Origin of the sequence: Actinotalea alkalitolerans, from assembly GCF_023369855.1 — a bacterium.
GTDB lineage: Bacteria > Actinomycetota > Actinomycetes > Actinomycetales > Cellulomonadaceae > Actinotalea.
Genome location: NZ_JAMBPP010000004.1, coordinates 42,175 through 60,943 on the forward strand (window position 1 = coordinate 42,175; position 18,769 = coordinate 60,943).

General features: G+C 71.1%; 20 protein-coding genes. All 20 read left to right on the forward strand.

From position 1 onward, the window contains the following. The first annotated feature begins 103 nt into the window (after positions 1-103). The 20 genes from rho (at position 104) to M1R94_RS05515 (ending at position 18,739) form a co-directional block, all read left to right on the forward strand. Positions 104-2,197: a transcription termination factor Rho gene (rho, locus tag M1R94_RS05420; protein WP_308199876.1), complete on the forward strand. Its 2,094-nt coding sequence runs from the start codon at positions 104-106 to the stop codon at positions 2,195-2,197. A 134-nt stretch (positions 2,198-2,331) separates the two neighbouring features. Beyond that, positions 2,332-2,571: a 50S ribosomal protein L31 gene (gene rpmE / locus M1R94_RS05425; RefSeq protein WP_249380658.1), complete on the forward strand. Its 240-nt coding sequence runs from the start codon at positions 2,332-2,334 to the stop codon at positions 2,569-2,571. A 153-nt stretch (positions 2,572-2,724) separates the two neighbouring features. Next, positions 2,725-3,822, forward strand: a complete 1,098-nt coding sequence (gene prfA, locus M1R94_RS05430; RefSeq protein ID WP_249380659.1) for a peptide chain release factor 1 — start codon at positions 2,725-2,727, stop codon at positions 3,820-3,822. A 65-nt stretch (positions 3,823-3,887) separates the two neighbouring features. Further along, positions 3,888-4,778, forward strand: coding sequence for a peptide chain release factor N(5)-glutamine methyltransferase (gene prmC / locus M1R94_RS05435; RefSeq protein WP_374109438.1), 891 nt, complete (start codon positions 3,888-3,890; stop codon positions 4,776-4,778). Next, a complete protein-coding gene (locus M1R94_RS05440; RefSeq protein ID WP_374109430.1) occupies positions 4,775-5,482 on the forward strand; it encodes an L-threonylcarbamoyladenylate synthase in 708 nt (235 codons plus the stop codon). The genes prmC and M1R94_RS05440 overlap by 4 nt, the downstream gene beginning before the upstream one ends. Beyond that, positions 5,479-6,600 (forward strand): glycosyltransferase family 4 protein, encoded by a 1,122-nt coding sequence (locus tag M1R94_RS05445; protein ID WP_249380660.1) that lies wholly within the window; start codon positions 5,479-5,481, stop codon positions 6,598-6,600. The genes M1R94_RS05440 and M1R94_RS05445 overlap by 4 nt, the downstream gene beginning before the upstream one ends. Then, entirely contained in the window at positions 6,597-7,085 is a 489-nt protein-coding gene (locus M1R94_RS05450; protein WP_249380661.1) for a hypothetical protein, read from the forward strand. The genes M1R94_RS05445 and M1R94_RS05450 overlap by 4 nt, the downstream gene beginning before the upstream one ends. A 139-nt stretch (positions 7,086-7,224) precedes the next feature. Next, positions 7,225-8,082: a F0F1 ATP synthase subunit A gene (gene atpB / locus M1R94_RS05455; protein ID WP_249380662.1), complete on the forward strand. Its 858-nt coding sequence runs from the start codon at positions 7,225-7,227 to the stop codon at positions 8,080-8,082. A gap of 88 nt (positions 8,083-8,170) precedes the next feature. After that, positions 8,171-8,398 (forward strand): ATP synthase F0 subunit C, encoded by a 228-nt coding sequence (gene atpE, locus M1R94_RS05460; protein WP_249380663.1) that lies wholly within the window; start codon positions 8,171-8,173, stop codon positions 8,396-8,398. Next, on the forward strand, positions 8,398-8,961 hold the full coding sequence (locus M1R94_RS05465; protein WP_249380664.1) for a F0F1 ATP synthase subunit B: 564 nt from the start codon (positions 8,398-8,400) through the stop codon (positions 8,959-8,961). The genes atpE and M1R94_RS05465 overlap by 1 nt, the downstream gene beginning before the upstream one ends. Then, on the forward strand, positions 8,961-9,776 hold the full coding sequence (locus tag M1R94_RS05470; RefSeq protein WP_249380665.1) for a F0F1 ATP synthase subunit delta: 816 nt from the start codon (positions 8,961-8,963) through the stop codon (positions 9,774-9,776). The genes M1R94_RS05465 and M1R94_RS05470 overlap by 1 nt, the downstream gene beginning before the upstream one ends. Before the next feature lie 87 nt (positions 9,777-9,863). Further along, on the forward strand, positions 9,864-11,498 hold the full coding sequence (gene atpA, locus M1R94_RS05475; protein ID WP_249380666.1) for a F0F1 ATP synthase subunit alpha: 1,635 nt from the start codon (positions 9,864-9,866) through the stop codon (positions 11,496-11,498). A 2-nt stretch (positions 11,499-11,500) separates the two neighbouring features. Further along, positions 11,501-12,394, forward strand: a complete 894-nt coding sequence (locus tag M1R94_RS05480) for a F0F1 ATP synthase subunit gamma (protein WP_249380667.1) — start codon at positions 11,501-11,503, stop codon at positions 12,392-12,394. A 73-nt stretch (positions 12,395-12,467) separates the two neighbouring features. Continuing rightward, a complete protein-coding gene (gene atpD / locus M1R94_RS05485) occupies positions 12,468-13,946 on the forward strand; it encodes a F0F1 ATP synthase subunit beta (RefSeq protein WP_249380668.1) in 1,479 nt (492 codons plus the stop codon). A gap of 49 nt (positions 13,947-13,995) precedes the next feature. Next, entirely contained in the window at positions 13,996-14,295 is a 300-nt protein-coding gene (locus M1R94_RS05490; protein WP_249380669.1) for a F0F1 ATP synthase subunit epsilon, read from the forward strand. Between the two features lie 10 nt (positions 14,296-14,305). Beyond that, positions 14,306-14,749 (forward strand): DUF2550 domain-containing protein, encoded by a 444-nt coding sequence (locus M1R94_RS05495; protein WP_249380670.1) that lies wholly within the window; start codon positions 14,306-14,308, stop codon positions 14,747-14,749. Next, positions 14,749-15,444 carry an endonuclease NucS gene (nucS, locus tag M1R94_RS05500; RefSeq protein WP_249380671.1) on the forward strand — a complete coding sequence of 232 codons (696 nt, stop codon included), beginning with the start codon at positions 14,749-14,751 and terminating at the stop codon, positions 15,442-15,444. The genes M1R94_RS05495 and nucS overlap by 1 nt, the downstream gene beginning before the upstream one ends. A gap of 42 nt (positions 15,445-15,486) precedes the next feature. After that, a complete protein-coding gene (gene pdxH / locus M1R94_RS05505; RefSeq protein ID WP_249380672.1) occupies positions 15,487-16,176 on the forward strand; it encodes a pyridoxamine 5'-phosphate oxidase in 690 nt (229 codons plus the stop codon). A 26-nt stretch (positions 16,177-16,202) separates the two neighbouring features. Beyond that, entirely contained in the window at positions 16,203-17,450 is a 1,248-nt protein-coding gene (locus M1R94_RS05510) for an N-acetylglucosamine-6-phosphate deacetylase (RefSeq protein WP_249380673.1), read from the forward strand. A gap of 260 nt (positions 17,451-17,710) precedes the next feature. Next, positions 17,711-18,739 carry a LacI family DNA-binding transcriptional regulator gene (locus tag M1R94_RS05515; RefSeq protein WP_249380674.1) on the forward strand — a complete coding sequence of 343 codons (1,029 nt, stop codon included), beginning with the start codon at positions 17,711-17,713 and terminating at the stop codon, positions 18,737-18,739. Positions 18,740-18,769 lie beyond the last annotated feature (30 nt).

Below are 18,769 nucleotides of genomic sequence, written 5' to 3' on the forward strand. Positions count from 1 at the left end.
CGGACCCGTGTCTGAGCAACGATCCGACCCTCATGGCTCGGACGTCGACCCACGCGGCCCACCCCACACGCGACGGCCGCCGAACGAGGGGGAAGGATCCTTCGTGACAGACATCATCGATGCTGCGACGAGCAGCTCCGCGAGCACAGCGGACGCAGCCGGCAGCACCACCCGTAGCGGCGCGCTGTCGTCGATGCGGTTGTCCGAGCTCCAGACCCTGGCGGCTGAGCTGGGCGTCTCCGGGACGTCGGGCATGCGCAAGAGCGATCTCGTGGGTGCGATCAAGGAGCGTCGAGCCGGCAGCGGCGCGCGGTCCTCGAGCCCGACCCGGACCCGTCGCGCCGAGCCGACGGACGGCGCCGGGAGCGTCTCGCGCCCCCAGGAGCAGCCCGCGAAGGAGCCCGCGGCCGAGGAGCAGCCCGCCACGGAGCAGCCCGCGGCCGAGAAGCAGCCCGCACGGAGGCAGCCTGCGCAGAAGCAGCCGACCCTGGATCTTCCCGAGCCTCGGGGCGCCGCTGCGGAGAGCGCGCGCAGGGAGCCCGGCTCGGCCGGCGAGCAGTCGCGCCGTGACCGTGCCGCAGGCGGCGAGTCCGCCGACGAGCGGGCCGCGCGCGCCGCGGCAGCAGCACGAGCCGTGACCGGTGAGGGCCGCCGGTCCCGCCGTGCCGGACGCGCCGAGGGTGCTCCTGGCAAGGGCGGCGAGGCGCAGGCCGAGCCCGTCACCGTCGGCGCCCCGAGCCGTGACCGGTCCGAGCGCGAGGACGACAGCCAGTCCGGGCGCGAGGCGCAGGGCTCGGATGTTCAGGGCCGCGACGGCAGCCAGGGCCGCGACGGCAGCCAGACCCGTCAGGCCGGTCAGGGGCAGTCGCAGCGTCAGGGTCGCAACCAGCCGCAGGACGCCTTCGAGGACGACGAGTCCGGTGGGCGTCGTCGGCGGGGCCGCTACCGCGATCGCGACCGCAACAAGCGGCGCGGTGGTCGCAGCGGCGGGCAGGGCGAGCTCGCCGGCTACGACGAGGTCGAGGTGAGCGAGGACGACGTCCTGCTCCCCGTCGCCGGGATCCTGGACATCAAGGACAACTACGCGTTCGTGCGCACCTCGGGCTACCTTCCCGGGGACAACGACGTGTACGTGTCGATGAACCAGGTCAAGAAGAACGGCATGCGCAAGGGCGACGCCATCGTCGGCGCCGTCCGTCAGCCCCGCGAGGGCGACCCGCTCCCGCAGGGCCGCAACAGCAAGGTCAACGCCCTGGTGCGGCTCGACTCGATCAACGGCATGACGGCCGATGAGTCACGCCAGCGTGCCGAGTTCGGCAAGCTGACCCCGCTGTACCCGCAGGAGCGTCTGCGGCTGGAGACCGCGCCGAACATCATGACGACGCGGGTCATCGACCTGGTCGCCCCGATCGGCAAGGGGCAGCGCGGACTGATCGTCTCGCCTCCCAAGGCCGGCAAGACCCTGGTGCTGCAGGCGATCGCCAACGCGATCACCACCAACAACCCCGAGGTCCACCTCATGGTCGTGCTCGTCGACGAGCGACCGGAAGAGGTCACGGACATGCAGCGCACGGTCAAGGGCGAGGTCATCGCGTCGACCTTCGACCGGCCCGCGGACGACCACACGACCGTAGCCGAGCTCGCGATCGAGCGGGCCAAGCGCCTGGTCGAGCTGGGCCAGGACGTCGTGGTGCTGCTGGACTCGATCACCAGGCTCGGGCGGGCGTACAACATCGCCGCCCCCGCGTCGGGTCGCATCCTGTCCGGTGGTGTCGACTCGAGCGCGCTGTACCCGCCCAAGCGGTTCTTCGGTGCGGCGCGCAACATCGAGCACGGCGGGTCGCTGACCATCCTGGCCACCGCGTTGGTCGAGACGGGCTCCAAGGCTGACGAGGTGATCTTCGAGGAGTTCAAGGGCACCGGGAACATGGAGCTCAAGCTCTCCCGGAACCTCGCGGACAAGCGGATCTTCCCTGCGGTCGACGTGGACGCCTCGGGCACCCGGCGCGAGGAGATCCTCATCCCGGCCGACGAGCTCAAGATCAACTGGAAGCTGCGGCGTGTGATGAGCGCGCTCGACCAGCAGCAGGCCATCGAGCTGCTGCTCGGCAAGCTGCGTGAGACGCACAGCAACGTCGAGTTCCTGCTCCAGGTCGCCAAGACGACGCCGACCGCCCCGGGCCACCGCGACGACTGAGCTGCACCCCAGGCCCGACGTCGGGGATGATTTCGGCCTTCCCCGGCGTTCTGGCAGACTGTCCCCTTGGTCTCCGGTTCACGTGAGCGAGCAGCGCTCGCGACCCGGCGGCTCTCGCGAATGAGGAGAACCCTGTGAAGAGCGACATCCACCCGGCGTACGTCCCGACCACGGTGACGTGCACCTGTGGCAACACCTTCGAGACGCGGAGCACCGCGACCTCGGGCCACCTGCACGCCGACGTGTGCAGCGCCTGCCACCCCTTCTACACGGGCAAGCAGAAGATCCTGGACACCGGCGGCCGCGTGGCCCGGTTCCAGGCGCGCTACGGCAAGAAGGCCGACGACGGCAAGAAGGCCGACGACGCGAGCTAGCACTCCCCACGACGCCGGCGGACCGGCCCGCCCCACCCTCGGGTCGGGCAGGCATGGCCCGCCGGCGTCGTCGTGCGTGACGTCGACCAGACGACGACCCGACCGGCTCCGCGTCACGTCGGGCAAGGGGCCCAGCGACCAGGAGGCCGTGCGATGAGCGAGACGTTCGGTGCCGTGGAGCCCTTGCTCGCCGAGCACGCCGACATCGAGGCACAGCTCGCCGACCCCGCCGTGCACGCCGACGCCGGTCGTGCCCGCGCCCTGGGTCGGCGCTACGCCGAGCTCGGACGTGTCGTCGGCGCCTACCGCGCGTGGGAGCAGGCTGCCGGCGACGCGGGTGCCGCCGCCGAGCTCGCTGAGGTCGACGCCGCCTTCGCGGCCGAGCTGCCCGGGCTTCGGGCGCTGGCCGACGAGGCCGAGGCGGAGCTGCGTCGCGTCCTGGTCCCGCGAGACCCCGATGACGCCCGTGACGCACTGCTCGAGATCAAGGCGGGCGAGGGCGGGGAGGAGTCGGCGCTCTTCGCCGCCGACCTGCTGCGCATGTACCTGCGATACGCCGAGCGGCACGGGTGGCGCACCGAGGTCCTGGAGTCGACCCGGTCCGACCTCGGCGGCTACAAGGACGTCACCCTGGCGGTCAAGTCGCGGGGGAGCGGTCCGGTCGACCCCGCGCAGGGCGTGTGGGCGCACCTGAAGTACGAGGGGGGCGTCCACCGGGTCCAGCGAGTCCCGGTCACCGAGTCCCAGGGGCGTATCCACACCTCGGCTGCCGGGGTCGTGGCGCTGCCCGAGGTGGACGACGTCGACGAGGTGCAGATCGACGCCAACGACCTGCGCATCGACGTCTTCCGCTCCTCGGGTCCGGGTGGGCAGTCGGTCAACACCACGGACTCGGCGGTCCGCATCACCCACGTCCCCTCAGGGCTGGTCGTCTCGTGCCAGAACGAGAAGTCCCAGCTGCAGAACAAGGAGTCGGCGCTGCGCATCCTGCGGGCCCGGCTGCTGGCCCTGCAGCAGGAGCAGGCTGCTGCGGCGGCCTCCGAGGTCCGGCGCTCCCAGGTGCGGACGGTCGATCGCTCCGAGCGGATCCGGACGTACAACTTCCCCGAGAACCGCATCGCCGACCACCGCACCGGCTACAAGGCCTACAACCTCGACCACGTCCTGGACGGCGACCTGGACCCGGTGGTGCGCTCGGCGATCGATGCCGACGACGCCGCTCGGCTGGCCGAGCCCGCCGCGGACGCGTGACCGTGCGAGCTGTCGAGGAGCCTCACGACGCGGCGCCCGAGCAGGGTCGGCCCGACCCTGCGGGCATCGACCTGCTCCCGCTGGACCAGGCGTTGCGCGAGGCAGCTCGACAGCTGACCGCAGCGGGTGTCGGTCCGGCTCGCGCCGAGGCCGAGGTCCTGGTCGCGCACCTGACCGGCCGATCGCGGGGAGAGGTCGTCGCCGACGCCGTGCTCGGCCGGCCGGCCCCGCAGGGACTGGCCGCCCTGGTCGCACGTCGGGCGCTCCGGGAGCCGCTGCAGCACCTGACCGGGACGGCGCCGTTCCGTGACATCGAGCTGCTGGTCGGCCCCGGGGTCTTCGTCCCTCGTCCCGAGACCGAGCAGGTCGCCGAGGTGGCGGTCCGGTCCGCGCGGCAGGTGCTGGCCGAGCACGGGCGGGTGGTGGTGGTCGACCTGTGCGCCGGCTCGGCGGCGATCGCTCTCGCGGTCGAGGCCGAGGTGCCGGGCGCGGTGGTCCATGCGGTCGAGCTCGACGCCGAGGCCGTGGCCTGGGCCCGCCGGAATCTCGACCGCCGTGGCAGTGACGTCAGGCTGGTCCGTGCCGATGCCCGCACCGCGCTGCGGGACCTGGACGGCACGGTCGACGTGGTGGTCTCCAACCCCCCGTACATCCCCGGTGACGCCGTGCCCCGCGACCCTGAGGTCCGCGACCACGACCCGCAGGTGGCGCTGTACGGGCTCGGCCCGGACGGTCTGACCGTGCCGCGCGGGGTGATCGGCGCCGCCGCGCGGCTGCTCCGTCCCGGTGGGGTTCTGGTCATGGAGCACGCCGAGGTGCAGGCGTCCGCCGTGCGACGCGCCGTCGAGGCGTCCGGAGTCTTCGTCGACGTCCGGACGCTCCCCGATCTGACAGGGCGCGATCGCATGGTGGTGGCACGGGTCGGGCGACGGCACGTGAAAGACTCGCCGCCGTGACCACCCCGCGCGTCATGGACTGCACCGACCCCTCGACCTGGGGGCCGGCGGTCGACGAGTCCGTCAACGCCCTCGGCCGCGGCGAGCTCGTCGTGCTCCCGACCGACACCGTCTACGGCATCGCTGCCGACGCCTTCGCCCCTGCAGCGGTGGCCGCTCTCCTCGCGGCCAAGGGCCGCGGACGGCAGATGCCCCCACCCGTGCTCGTCTCCGACGTCCGGACCCTCGACGGCATCTGCGACGAGGTCCCGCAGGCGGTCCGTGACCTCGTGGAGGTCTTCTGGCCGGGTGGGCTCACCGTGATCTGCCGGGCTCAGCCCTCCTTGGCCTGGGACCTCGGCGAGACGCGGGGCACGGTGGCCGTCCGGGTGCCCGACCACCCCGCGGCTCTGGCACTGCTGCGGCGCACGGGGCCGCTCGCGGTGTCGAGCGCGAACCGCACCGGGATGCCGGCGGCGCTGACCGCGCACGAGGCGGCTGACCAGCTGGGGAGCTCGGTCCGGGTCTACCTCGACGCGGGTCGAGCCCCGGGCGGGGTCGCCTCCACGATCGTCGACGCGACCTCGGGCGATCTCCGACTGGTCCGGGCGGGCGCCGTCGCACTCGCCGACCTGCGCGCGGTGACCCCCGTGGCCGACCTCGACCAGCCCGTCCAGCCACGCCCGGACCCGTCGCGGCCCGCACCCGAGCAGGGTGCCGGGTGAGGGTCTACCTGCTGGTCATGCTGCTCTCCGCAGCCGTGACGTACCTGACCACCCCGCTCGCGCGCTGGGTCGCGCTCCGCGTCGGGGCGATCACCGCGGTACGGGCCCGTGACGTCCATGTGCTGCCGACGCCCCGCCTGGGCGGGGTGGCGATGCTGCTGGGGATGACGGTGGCACTGCTCTTCGCCTCGCAGATGCCGTTCCTCGCAGGGGTCTTCGCCGCCTCGGACACCGTGTGGTGGATCCTGGGGGGAGCCGGGCTGGTCTGCGCGCTCGGGGTGGCCGACGACATCTGGGACCTCGACTGGATCACCAAGCTCATCGGGCAGGTGCTGGCCGCGGGTCTGCTGGCATGGCAGGCCGAGGTCCAGCTCTACGCCCTGCCGATCGCCGGGCAGACCATCCCGTCGGCGGGCATGTCACTCGCGATGACCGTCTTGGTCGTCGTGGTCGCGATCAACGCGGTGAACTTCGTCGACGGGCTGGACGGCCTGGCCGCGGGGCTGATCGCGATCGGGGGCACCGGCTTCTTCGTCTACACCTACCTGCTCTCGGTCGAGGCGAACGCTGCCGACTACTCCAACCTCGCGAGCCTGGTGGTGGTGGTGCTCGTGGGGGCGTGCCTGGGGTTCCTGCCGCACAACTTCCATCCGGCGCGCATCTTCATGGGCGACTCGGGGTCGATGCTCATCGGCCTGACCATCGCGGCAGCGGCGATCATCGTGACGGGTCAGATCGACACGGCAGTGGTCTCGGACCGTCAGCGGATCCCCGCCCTCGTGCCGATCCTGCTGCCGGTGGCCGTGCTGGTGCTCCCGCTGCTGGACATGGGTCTCGCGGTGATCCGACGGGTCGGCGCCGGGCGGTCGCCGTTCCATCCCGACCGCATGCACCTGCACCACCGGCTGCTCCAGCTGGGCCACTCGCACCGCCGGGCGGTGGTGATCATGTACCTCTGGACCGCGCTGTTCTCGTTCGGGGCGGCCTCCCTCGTGGTGCTGCCCACCCTGACCGCGCTGTCCATCACCGGAGCAGGGGCTCTCGTCGCCGCGCTGCTGACCCTCGGTCCGCTCCGTGGCAGGATCCGTCCCTCCCTCACGCAAGGAGCACCACGATGACCGCACCCGAACCGACCGGCGCCGCCCCCGACCCGTCCGGGGACGCCTCGGCAGCGCACGGTCGGGCTGCCCACTCCTCGACCGAGGCGCTGCGCGCGGTCTTCCGCCGCGCGCTGCGTGACGTCCTGGTCCTGGTCACCGTGATCGCCGTGGTCGGCATCGCGGCAGGCGCCGCCCTGCGGGGGACCCCGGGGGTGTGGGGCGCGCTGATCGGCACGGTCATCGTCGCGGTCTTCAGCGGCAGCACCGTGGTGGCGATGCTGCGCACGGCCGGCTCGTCGGTCACCACGGCCAGCGCTGCGCTCGTGGGCACCTGGATCGCCAAGATGCTGCTCCTGATCGTCGCGATCGCCGTACTGCGCGACCTGGACTTCTACGACTCGGGCGTGCTGGGTGTCGTGGTGATCGTGGGTGTCCTGGGCTCGGTCTTCGTGGACTTCCGTGCCGTGAGCACGGGACGTGTCCCGTACACCGGGCAGACGTGAGGACCGGTGAGCACCCCGGCGTCGAGCGGGGCACCCGGAGCTGTGAGCCGGTGCACAAGCAGCGGACGGCCGGTCGGGCGGAGCGGCACAATAGGTTAGGATTTCGGCGTTCCACTACGACCAAGGTCCGACGGCGGGCATGCGTGCCCGTGCCGCGGTACCTCTCGATCTCGGGGAGTGCGCTCTGATCACCGCAGCGACGAACCTCCTGCTCGCCGCTCCCGGTGAGGACGGCGGGTTCCACGTCCCCAACATCGGCGAGTTCTTCCCGCCGGCGATCGCCTTCGAAGGAACGATCTTCGAGTTCAACCGGATCACGCTGGTCCGGTTCGTGGCCGCCCTGGTGCTCTGCACCCTGTTCTGGCTCGTGGCCCGTCGGGCCAGCCTGATCCCGGGCCGTGCCCAGAACATCGCCGAGATGGGTCTGGACTTCGTCCGGGTCAACATCGCCGAGGAGGTCCTGGGCAAGGCCCATGCGCGCCCCTTCGTCCCGCTGCTGACGACGCTGTTCTTCGCGATCCTGGCGATGAACATCACGGGTGTGGTCCCGCTCCTGAACATCGCCTCGACCAGCGTGGTCGCCGTGCCGCTGATCCTGGCCGTGGTGGCCTGGATCGCCTTCGTCTACGCGGGCATCAAGGCGCACGGCCCGATCGGCTACCTGCGCACCAGCCTGTTCCCCTCGGGTGTGCCGTGGCCGATCTACATCATCCTGGCGCCGATCGAGCTCATCTCGACCTTCATCCTGCGGCCTGCGACGCTCACCATCCGTCTCATGGCGAACATGCTGGCCGGGCACCTGCTGCTGGTCATCTTCTTCGCCCTGACGAACTACCTGTTCGTCGAGGCCTCGGGCGCGGTCAAGGCCGTGGGCGTGGTGACCTTCGGCGCCGCCTTCGCCTTCACGATCTTCGAGATCTTCATCGCAGCGCTCCAGGCGTACATCTTCACCCTCCTGACGGCGGTCTACATCAACCTCTCGCAGGAGGCGCACTGACCCACCGCCGGCCGCACCCCGCGGCCGTTGCACGACCGACATGACCACACCCCGCGCTGCAGGCGTGGGGACCAGGGAAGGAAACACCGTGGACAGCACCACTCTCGCCGAGGTCTCGGGCAACATCGCGACGGTCGGCTACGGCCTGGCGACGCTCGGCCCGGGTATCGGCATCGGCATCCTCGTGGCCAAGACCCAGGAGGCCACGGCCCGCCAGCCTGAGGTCGCCGGTCAGCTCCGGATCAACATGTTCATCGGCATGGCCCTGGTCGAGGCGCTCGGCCTCATCGGTCTGGTCGCGGGTCTGATCTTCTGATGAACGACGTCATGACGCTGGCTGCCGAGGCGGGTGAGGTCCCCGAGGGCATCTGGCTGTTCATCCCGCCGCTGTACGACGTCATCGGCTCGCTCGCGGCACTGGCGCTCATCGCCTTCGTCTTCGTCAAGAAGGTCCTGCCGACCTTCAACCGCATCCTGGACGAGCGCACCGAGCTCATCCAGGGCGGGATCGCCCGCGCCGAGTCCGCGCAGGCCGAGGCCAAGGAGGCGCTCGAGGAGTACAAGCGACTGCTGGCCGAGGCGCGCGCCGAGGCCGGGCAGATCCGGGAGAACGCTCGGGTCGAGGGCACCGCGATCGTCACCGAGCTGCGCACCAAGGCCACCGACGACGCCGCACGGATCCTCGAGAACGCCCAGCGGCAGATCGAGGCCGAGCGTCAGCAGGCCGCGGTGTCGTTGCGTGCCGAGGTGGGCACCCTGGCCACCGAGCTCGCCTCGCGCATCGTGGGTGAGTCGCTGGCCGACGCGGCCCGGCAGTCACGGGTCATCGACCGGTTCCTCGACGACCTCGAGGCGCAGACCGTGGCGGACAACGCCTGATGCGCGGCACGGGTCAGGCGTCACTCGAGGCGGTCGCCGCAAGCTTCGAGCCGGTCCTGCGCGGCGCGGGCGACGACGCGGCCACGATCGGCGCGCAGGTCTTCTCCGTGGTCGACGCGCTCGACTCGTCGGGCTCGCTGCGGCGCGCGCTGAGCGACCCGTCCCGCAGTGGTCAGGACAAGGCGGGGCTCGTCAGCGAGCTGCTCGCAGGGAAGGTCGACGACCGCACGATCGACCTGGTCTCGGCGGTGGCGCGGTCCCGCTGGTCGGCCGAGGCCGACCTGGTCGACGCCCTCGAGGAGCTCGCCGCCGACTCCGTGCTGGCGGCTGCGCAGTCCTCGGGTGTCCTCGAGGAGGTCGAGGACGAGCTGTTCCGGATCGACCGCATGCTGGTGGGTCAGCGACAGCTGCGGCAGGGCCTGACCGACCGGAGCGTCACCCCGGCGCTGAGGGCGGCGCTCGCGCGCAACCTGCTCGCCGGCAAGGTCCACCCCGTGACCTTGCAGCTCGTCGAGCGCGCGGCGGTGGCTCCACGGGGCCGGCGGATGACGGCCACGCTCGCTCTGCTGGGGCGGCTCGCCGCTCGGCGCCGGCAGCGACTGGTCGCTGCCGTGACCTCGGGATCGGTGCTGACCTCGGCGCAGATCGAACGCCTCTCCGGGCTGCTCGAGCGTGCCTACGGTCGCTCGGTCCAGCTCAACATCTCCGTGGACCCCGAGGTCATCGGAGGCCTGCGGATCCAGGTCGGTCCGGAGGTCGTCGACTCGACGGTCCTGGCCCGGCTCGAGGACGCCCGACGCCGGCTGGCCGGCTGACCACCGCACGACATGACATCGGGCCCGCTGGGCCCGCGCAGAACATGACGACCGCACCGACGGTGGGGTCATGACAGGAGAGAAGCTATGGCTGAGCTGACGATCAGGCCCGAGGAGATCCGGGCGGCGCTGGACAGCTTCGTGAAGTCCTACGAGCCCCAGGGCGCCGTGCGCGAAGAGGTCGGTCGGGTCACCCTGGCCGGGGACGGCATCGCCCAGGTCGAGGGTCTGCCGGGGGCGATGGCCAACGAGCTGCTCGAGTTCGAGGACGGCACGCTCGGCCTCGCGCTCAACCTGGACGTCCGCGAGATCGGTGTGGTGGTGCTCGGTGAGTTCACCGGCATCGAGGAGGGCCAGGTCGTCCGTCGCACGGGCGAGGTTCTCTCGGTCCCCGTCGGCGACGGGTACCTGGGCCGGGTGGTCGACCCGCTCGGCACCCCGATCGACGGCCTGGGCGAGGTCGCCACCGAGGGCCGCCGTGCGCTCGAGCTGCAGGCACCGGGTGTCATGGCACGCAAGAGCGTCCACGAGCCGCTGCAGACCGGCCTCAAGGCGATCGACGCGATGATCCCGATCGGTCGTGGCCAGCGTCAGCTGATCATCGGTGACCGGCAGACCGGCAAGACGGCGATCGCGATCGACACGATCATCAACCAGAAGGCCAACTGGGCGACCGGGGACCCGACCAAGCAGGTCCGGTGCATCTACGTGGCGATCGGTCAGAAGGGCTCGACCATCGCCGCGGTGCGCGGTGCCCTCGAGGAGGCCGGTGCCCTGGAGTACACGACGATCGTCGCGGCGCCCGCCTCCGACCCCGCAGGCTTCAAGTACCTCGCCCCCTACACCGGCTCGGCCATCGGTCAGCACTGGATGTACGCGGGCAAGCACGTCCTGATCATCTTCGACGACCTGTCGAAGCAGGCCGAGGCCTACCGTGCCGTGTCGCTGCTGCTGCGTCGCCCGCCGGGCCGTGAGGCCTACCCCGGCGACGTCTTCTACCTGCACTCCCGGCTGCTCGAGCGGTGTGCGAAGCTCAGTGACGAGCTGGGCGCGGGCTCGATGACCGGGTTGCCGATGATCGAGACCAAGGCCAACGACGTCTCGGCCTACATCCCCACCAACGTGATCTCGATCACCGACGGCCAGATCTTCCTGCAGTCGGACCTCTTCAACGCCGACCAGCGGCCGGCCGTCGACGTCGGCATCTCGGTGTCCCGCGTCGGAGGCTCCGCGCAGGTCAAGGCGATGAAGAAGGTCTCCGGCACGCTCAAGATCGACCTGGCGCAGTTCCGGTCGCTCGAGGCGTTCGCGATGTTCGCCTCCGACCTGGACGCCGCGTCCCGCCAGCAGCTCACCCGCGGTGCGCGCCTGATGGAGCTGCTCAAGCAGCCTCAGTACTCGCCGTACCCGGTCGAGGACCAGGTGGTGGCGATCTGGGCCGGTACCAAGGGCAAGCTCGACAAGGTCGCGCTGTCCGACGTGCGCCGCTTCGAGCGCGAGATGATCGACCACCTGCGCCGGCACACCTCGGTGCTCACGACCATCGCCGAGACCGGGCAGCTCTCGGACGACACCGAGGCCGCGCTGGCCGAGGCCGTCGACGAGTTCGCGGCCGGGTTCGTGTCAGGCAGCGGAGCGGCCGCCGAGCTGCCGAGCGTCGACGAGACCGAGCCGGCTGCGGACGTCGAGCAGGAGCAGATCGTCAAGCAGAAGCGGGGCTGAGCATGGCGGGTCAGCAGCGCGTCTACCGACAGCGGATCAAGTCGACTCAGTCGCTCAAGAAGATCTTCCGCGCGATGGAGCTCATCGCGGCCTCGCGCATCGGCAAGGCGCGGAGTCGGATGACCGCGGCGTCCCCGTACGCGCGCGCCATCACCCGGGCCGTCTCGGCGGTCGCGACCCACGCGGACGTCGACCACCCGCTGACCACCGAGCGGCCCGAGAACAACAGGGTCGCCGTCCTGCTGGTGACCTCCGACCGCGGCATGGCGGGTGCCTACTCAGCGTCGGTGCTGCGCGAGGGGGAGAAGCTGATCGCCGAGCAGCTCGAGCGTGGCAAGGAGGTCGTGCTGTACGTCACGGGTCGGCGTGCGGTCTCCTTCTACACCTTCCGGCACCGCGAGCTCGCGGGGCGGTGGACGGGGGCCTCGGACTCCCCGACGGCCGAGACGGCGCAGGAGATCGCGAACACCCTGCTCGACGCGTTCCTCGCGGACACCGACGAGGGCGGCTGCGGCGAGCTGCACGTGGTCTACACGCACTTCGTCAACATGGTCACGCAGACCCCCCGGGTGGTGCGGATGCTGCCGCTCGAGGTCGTCGAGGGGGTCATGGAGCCGGGCGAGGAGCCCCTCCCGCTCTACGAGTTCGAGCCCTCGCCCGAGGTCGTGCTCGACGCGCTCCTGCCGAGGTACATCCAGAGCCGCATCTACAGCTGTCTGCTCCATGCTGCGGCCTCGGAGCTCGCGGCGCGGCAGCGGGCGATGCACACTGCGACGGAGAACGCCGAGGACCTCATCCGGATGTACACCCGGTTGGCCAACCAGGCCCGCCAGTCCGAGATCACCCAGGAGATCAGCGAGATCGTGTCCGGCGCGGACGCGCTGGCCGCCTCCTGATGGCCTGCACCACAGACACGAAGACCGCACCAACCCACCGGGGCCAGCTCCGGTCGAGCGAAGCGAGAGAGACATGACTGCCACCACCACCGACACCGCGGCGACGCCGACGGGCCCGGCCGGCACGGGCCGGGTCGCACGGGTGATCGGCCCGGTCGTCGACATCGAGTTCCCGACCGACGCGATCCCCGAGATGTACAACCTGCTGACGGTCCCGATCGACCTCTCGGCGCAGGGCGAGGGCGAGCAGTCCTTCGTCCTGGGCCTCGAGGTCGCCCAGCACCTGGGCGACTCGATGGTCCGAGCGATCGCGCTCAAGCCGACCGACGGCCTCGTGCGCGGCTCGGTCGTGACCGACACGGGTGAGCCGATCAGCGTTCCGGTGGGTGACGTGACCAAGGGTCACGTCTTCAACGTGACGGGTGAGGTGCTCAACCTCCAGGAGGGCGAGAAGCTCGAGATCACCGAGCGCTGGCCCATCCACCGCAAGCCCCCGGCCTTCGACCAGCTCGAGTCCAAGACCCAGATGTTCGAGACGGGCATCAAGGTCATCGACCTGCTCACCCCGTACGTCCAGGGCGGGAAGATCGGCCTCTTCGGTGGTGCGGGCGTCGGCAAGACGGTCCTCATCCAGGAGATGATCTACCGCGTCGCCAACAACCACAACGGTGTGTCGGTCTTCGCGGGCGTCGGCGAGCGCACCCGTGAGGGCAACGACCTCATCGAGGAGATGACCGACTCGGGCGTCATCAAGCAGACCGCACTCGTCTTCGGCCAGATGGACGAGCCGCCGGGCACGCGTCTGCGCGTGGCCCTGTCGGCGCTGACGATGGCCGAGTACTTCCGCGACGTGCAGAAGCAGGACGTCCTGCTCTTCATCGACAACATCTTCCGCTTCACCCAGGCGGGCTCGGAGGTCTCCACCCTGCTGGGACGGATGCCCTCGGCTGTCGGCTACCAGCCGAATCTCGCCGACGAGATGGGCCAGCTCCAGGAGCGCATCACCTCCACGCGTGGCCACTCGATCACCTCCCTGCAGGCGATCTACGTCCCGGCCGACGACTACACCGACCCGGCGCCGGCGACCACCTTCGCCCACCTCGACGCGACGACCGAGCTGTCCCGCGAGATCGCCTCGCGCGGCCTGTACCCGGCCGTCGACCCGTTGGCGTCGACCTCACGGATCCTGGACCCGCGCTACGTCGGTCAGGACCACTACGACGCTGCGGTCCGCGTCAAGCAGATCCTGCAGCGCAACAAGGAGCTCCAGGACATCATCGCGATCCTCGGTGTCGACGAGCTCTCCGAGGAGGACAAGGTCGTCGTCGCCCGTGCGCGACGCATCCAGCAGTTCCTCTCGCAGAACACCTACATGGCCGAGCAGTTCACCGGTGTGGCGGGCTCGACGGTGCCGCTGACCGAGACCATCGAGGCGTTCACGAAGATCGCCGACGGGGAGTTCGACCACATCCCCGAGCAGGCCTTCTTCAACATCGGTGGTCTGGAGGACCTCGAGCGCAACGCCGCTCGGATCCAGTCCGAGCTCGGCTGAGCACCTCCAGCACTCCGCCCCCCACGTACTTCGACCCGAGGAGCACCCCGTGGCACACCTGCAGGTCGACCTCGTCGCGGCCGACCGCAAGGTCTGGTCGGGCGAGGCGAGCATGGTCCGAGCCCCCGCCGCGGATGGCGACGTGGGCATCCTGCCTGGTCACGCCCCGTTCCTGGCCACGTTGCGCGCCGGAACGGTGCGGATCGTGCCTGTCTCGGGCGGCGAGCCGCGCCGAGTCACCATCGACGCGGGATTCCTCTCGGTCGACTTCGACCACGTGACGGTCGTCGTCGACGCGGTCACCGAGGGGGAGACCCCCTCGGGGCTGACCACTCCCACCGCCGGCTGAGACACCTCCGGTGGAGCCGTACGTCGTCCTGCTGACCGTCGGCGTGCTGCTGCTGATGGTCGTGGGTGTCGCAGGTCTCTTCGAGTCCAGGCGCAGGACGTTGACCCAGCGGGTCGGCTCGTTCAGCTGCGGCTGGCGGCCGGCTGACGAACCCGACGGGGCGGAGGTCGCTGCGACCTCACCGGTCGGTGGGACCGCCCAGTACGCCGTGGGCAGGCTCGACTGGTGGCGTACCCGCTCGCTCTCGCCACGGCCTGTGCACACGTGGCGTCGCGACGAGCTCACCGTGCTCGACCGCAGGCCTCTGAACGATCAGGAAGGACCGAACAGGATGCTCGTGGTGAGGTGCCGTCACGGCCGCGTCGAGTTCGACCTGACCATGTCGGCCGAGGCGTGCGCGGGACTGGTCTCCTGGCTCGAGTCCGGCCCTCGGCGCACGGGTCCGGTGGTCTGATGCGGCTCGTCGTCGCCCGCTGCTCGGCCCGGTACAGCGGTCGCCTGGCGGCCCACCTGCCCCTGGCGACCCGCCTGCTGGTGGTCAAGGCCGACGGCAGCGTGCTGCTGCACTCCGACGGCGGCTCGTACAAGCCGTTGAACTGGATGAGCCCGCCGTGCACGCTCGCGGTGGCGCCACCCGACACCGAGGCCGCTGACCGAGGGGTGACCCAGGTCTGGCATGTCCAGCACACCAAGACCGACGACCGGCTCGAGATCGAGCTCCACGACGTGCTGCACGACTCGGCCCACGAGCTGGGTGTGGATCCTGGTCTGGTGAAGGACGGGGTGGAGGCGCACCTGCAGGCGCTGCTGGCCGAGCAGATCCAGCTCCTGGGGACTGGGCACAGCCTGGTCCGGCGGGAGTACCCGACGGCGATCGGACCTGTTGACATCCTGGCTCGCGACAGCGCGGGGCGGTCGGTCGCGGTGGAGATCAAGCGGCGGGGCGACATCGACGGGGTCGAGCAGCTGACGCGCTACCTCGAGCTCCTCAACCGTGACCCGCACCTGACCCCGGTGCGGGGTGTCTTCGCCGCCCAGGAGATCAAGCCTCAGGCGCGGGTGCTCGCCCAGGACCGTGGGATCAGCTGCCTGGTGCTCGACTACGACGCGATGCGCGGGGTCGACGACGTCGGCTCACGGCTCTTCTGACCCACCCGGCGTCCGAGCTGCGCACGGGTGGAGGATCGAGCCATGGAGAGCGACCCCCCGGACGACGCGGCGCGTCGTCGTGCCCATCTCGCCGCGCTGCGACGCAGCTACGTGCGGTCGGTCCTCGGCGAGCACGATCTCGCCCCGGACCCGTTCGCGCAGTTCCAGCGGTGGTTCGACGACGCGGTCGCCGGCGGGCTGACCGAGCCCAACGCGATGGTGCTCGCGACAGCGTCGTCCGACGGTGTGCCGTCCAGCCGGACGGTGCTGCTCAAGCAGGTCGACGAGCGCGGTTTCGTGCTCTACACGAACCACGGATCCCGCAAGGGCCGGGAGATGCTGGCCAACCCGAGGGCGTCACTGACCTTCCCCTGGTTCGAGATCGACCGTCAGGTCGTGGTCGTCGGCGCGGTCGAGCAGGTCGACCGGGCGCAGACGGAGGACTACTTCCGTAGCCGACCGCACGAGTCGCAGCTGGGGGCGTGGGCCAGCGAGCAGTCGAGCGTCCTGGTCGGAAGGGCAGTGCTCGAGCAGCGCTTCGCCGAGCTGCGTGACCGCTACCCGACGGGGGCGCAGGTGCCGGTGCCCGACCACTGGGGCGGTTTCCGGGTCGTGCCGGGCACGGTCGAGTTCTGGCAGGGACGGGCCTCGCGGCTCCACGACCGGCTCAGGTACACGCGGGAGGTGCAGGGCGACGCTCCGCGATGGAGGGTCGAACGGCTCGCACCCTGAGGTCGCCGGGGGACCAGAATGGAGGCATGGTCATCGACACTGCCGAACTGTTCACCCCCGCACCTGGCCGACTCGTCCTGCGCGGCCGGGTCGTGACACCCCTCGAGGTCATCGACGACGGTGTCGTGGTGGTCGACGGGCAGCTCCTCACCTGGGTGGGCCGGGCCGACCGTGCACCCGAGGGCGCCGAGCTCCCGGACCTCGCAGCCGCCGGGTCGCCGAGCACGATCCTGCCCGGGCTGGTCGACGTGCACTGCCACGGCGGGGGAGGGGCCAGCTTCCCGGACGCTCTCGACACGGCGACGGCGCGCGTCGCGATCGACGAGCACCTGCGGCACGGCACCACGAGCCTGGTCGCCTCGTTGGTGACAGCGGACGCCGAGACGCTCCTCGCCCGGACCGCCCTGCTGGCGGGGCTGGCCGACGAGGGGGAGCTCGCGGGTATCCACCTGGAGGGTCCGTTCCTGTCGCGGACCCGGTGCGGGGCGCAGAACCCCTCGCTCATGGTGGCGGGGGACGCCCAGCTCGTCCGTGACGTCGCGGAGGCGGCGCGGGGCCACCTGGTGACGATGACGATCGCCCCCGAGGTCGCCGGAGTGGGTGGTGCGGACGGCGCCCTCGTAGCGCTGACGCAGGTCGGGGCGATCCCCTCGATCGGGCACACCGACGGGTCGGCAGAAGAGGTGGAGCAGGCGCTGGACTCGGCGTTCGAGCGGCTGGCCGAGGCGGGGACGCGGTCGGGCCGTCCCACGGCCACCCACCTGTTCAACGGGATGCGCCCGCTGCACCACCGTGACCCCGGCCCGATCGCGGCCTGCCTGTCCGCGGCCGCCCGCGGGCGAGCGGTGGTCGAGCTGATCGCCGACGGGGTGCACCTGGCCCCGGCGACGGCGAAGGCGGTCTTCGACCTCGTCGGTCCGGGATCGGTGGCACTGGTGACCGACGCGATGGCCGCCGCGGGCATGGCGGACGGGCGCTACGACCTCGGGCCGGTCCAGGTGCGGGTGACCGACGGCGTCGCCCGTCTGGTGGACGGCGACTCGATCGCGGGCGGGACGGCTCACCTCCTGGACGTGGTGCGGTGGACCGTGGGATGCGGTGTGCCGCTCGTCGACGCGGTCCAGGCGGCATCGACCACGCCAGCGGCGGTCCTGGGGCGCACCGACATCGGGGCGCTCGAGGTGGGCCGTCGTGCCGATCTCGTGCTGGTCGACGACGCCCTGCTCCCGCTGCGGGTGCTGCGGGCCGGCCGGTGGGTCGCCCCGCGCGGATGAGGGTCCCGCCCCCGCACGACTGACGGTCGCGGCGCGCTCGCGACGATCGCTCTCGGCGTCCCGTCCGTCGGTCCACAGGTCACCGATACCGATCCGTGACCTGGCGGACCCTTGACGCGCCCCTTTTGTTTGATGAACACTATCAATCGTCGAAGCGCTTCGACGAAGCGCTTCGACTCGTCCGGGCCCACCGGATGGACGACCACGACGCACCGTGCTCCCTGCCACCGGCGGGGCGGCACCGGCCAACGGAGGCTGGGATGGCGACCATGCAGGACGTCGCGCGACGCGCGAACGTGTCGCTCAGCACGGTCTCGTACGCGCTGAGCGGGGCACGTCCGGTCTCCGCCTCGACCAAGGCGCGCATCGACGAGGCCATGAGAGAGCTCGGGTTCCGGCCCAACGCCCTTGCCCAGGGCCTGGCCAGCCGTCGCAGCCGCACCCTGGCGCTGATCTTCCCGGCGATGGACGTCGGCATCAGCGGGACGGTGACGGAGTTCGTCGCGAGCGCTGCCCGGACCGCCAAGGAGCACGGCTACCACCTCGTCCTGTGGCCGTTCGGCGCGGACCAGGCCGAGGAGATCCGCGACCTGGTCCACCAGGGCATGGCTGACGGGGTCCTGCTCATGGAGGTCCGTCTCCAGGACGATCGCGTCGACGCCCTGCACACCGCGGGTCTTCCCTTCACGCTGATCGGCCGGACGGCCGACGTCGACGGGCTGACCTGCGTGGACATCGACTTCGACCGCACCACCGAGGACGCCGTCGCGCACCTGGTGGACCTCGGGCACCGTCACATCGGCTTCCTCAACCACTCGGCCGCGAGCCACGCCGCCCGGTACGCCCCCACGCTGCGAGGTCAGCAGGGCTTCCGTGAGGCGATGGTCCGCCGGGGTCTCGAGCCGCACGACGTGCTCTGCCACGAGAGCCCGGGGGCAGGCCGCGAGGCGATGGCCGAGCTGCTGGCCCGTGAGCCGCGGATGACCGCGGTGGTCACCATGAACGAGATCGCGACCTTCGGCGCGACCGTCGAGCTCCAGGACCGGGGTCTACGGATCCCCGAGGACTTCTCGGTGCTCTCGATCGTCACGTCCCCGGGCGTCGGTGCGATGAGCAACCCGCCGCTGACCACCATGCACGCCCCGGGCGCCGAGCTCGGCCGGCTGGGCGTCGAGGCGCTCGTCCGGCTCGTCGGGGGTGGGCCCGGTGGCCCGGCCCCCGTCCTGATCAGCTGTCGCCTCGAGATCGGCGGCAGCACCGCCCCCGCACGGTCCCCCGACCGCAGCTGACCTCCGACCACGACCGGTCCTCCGGTCGCG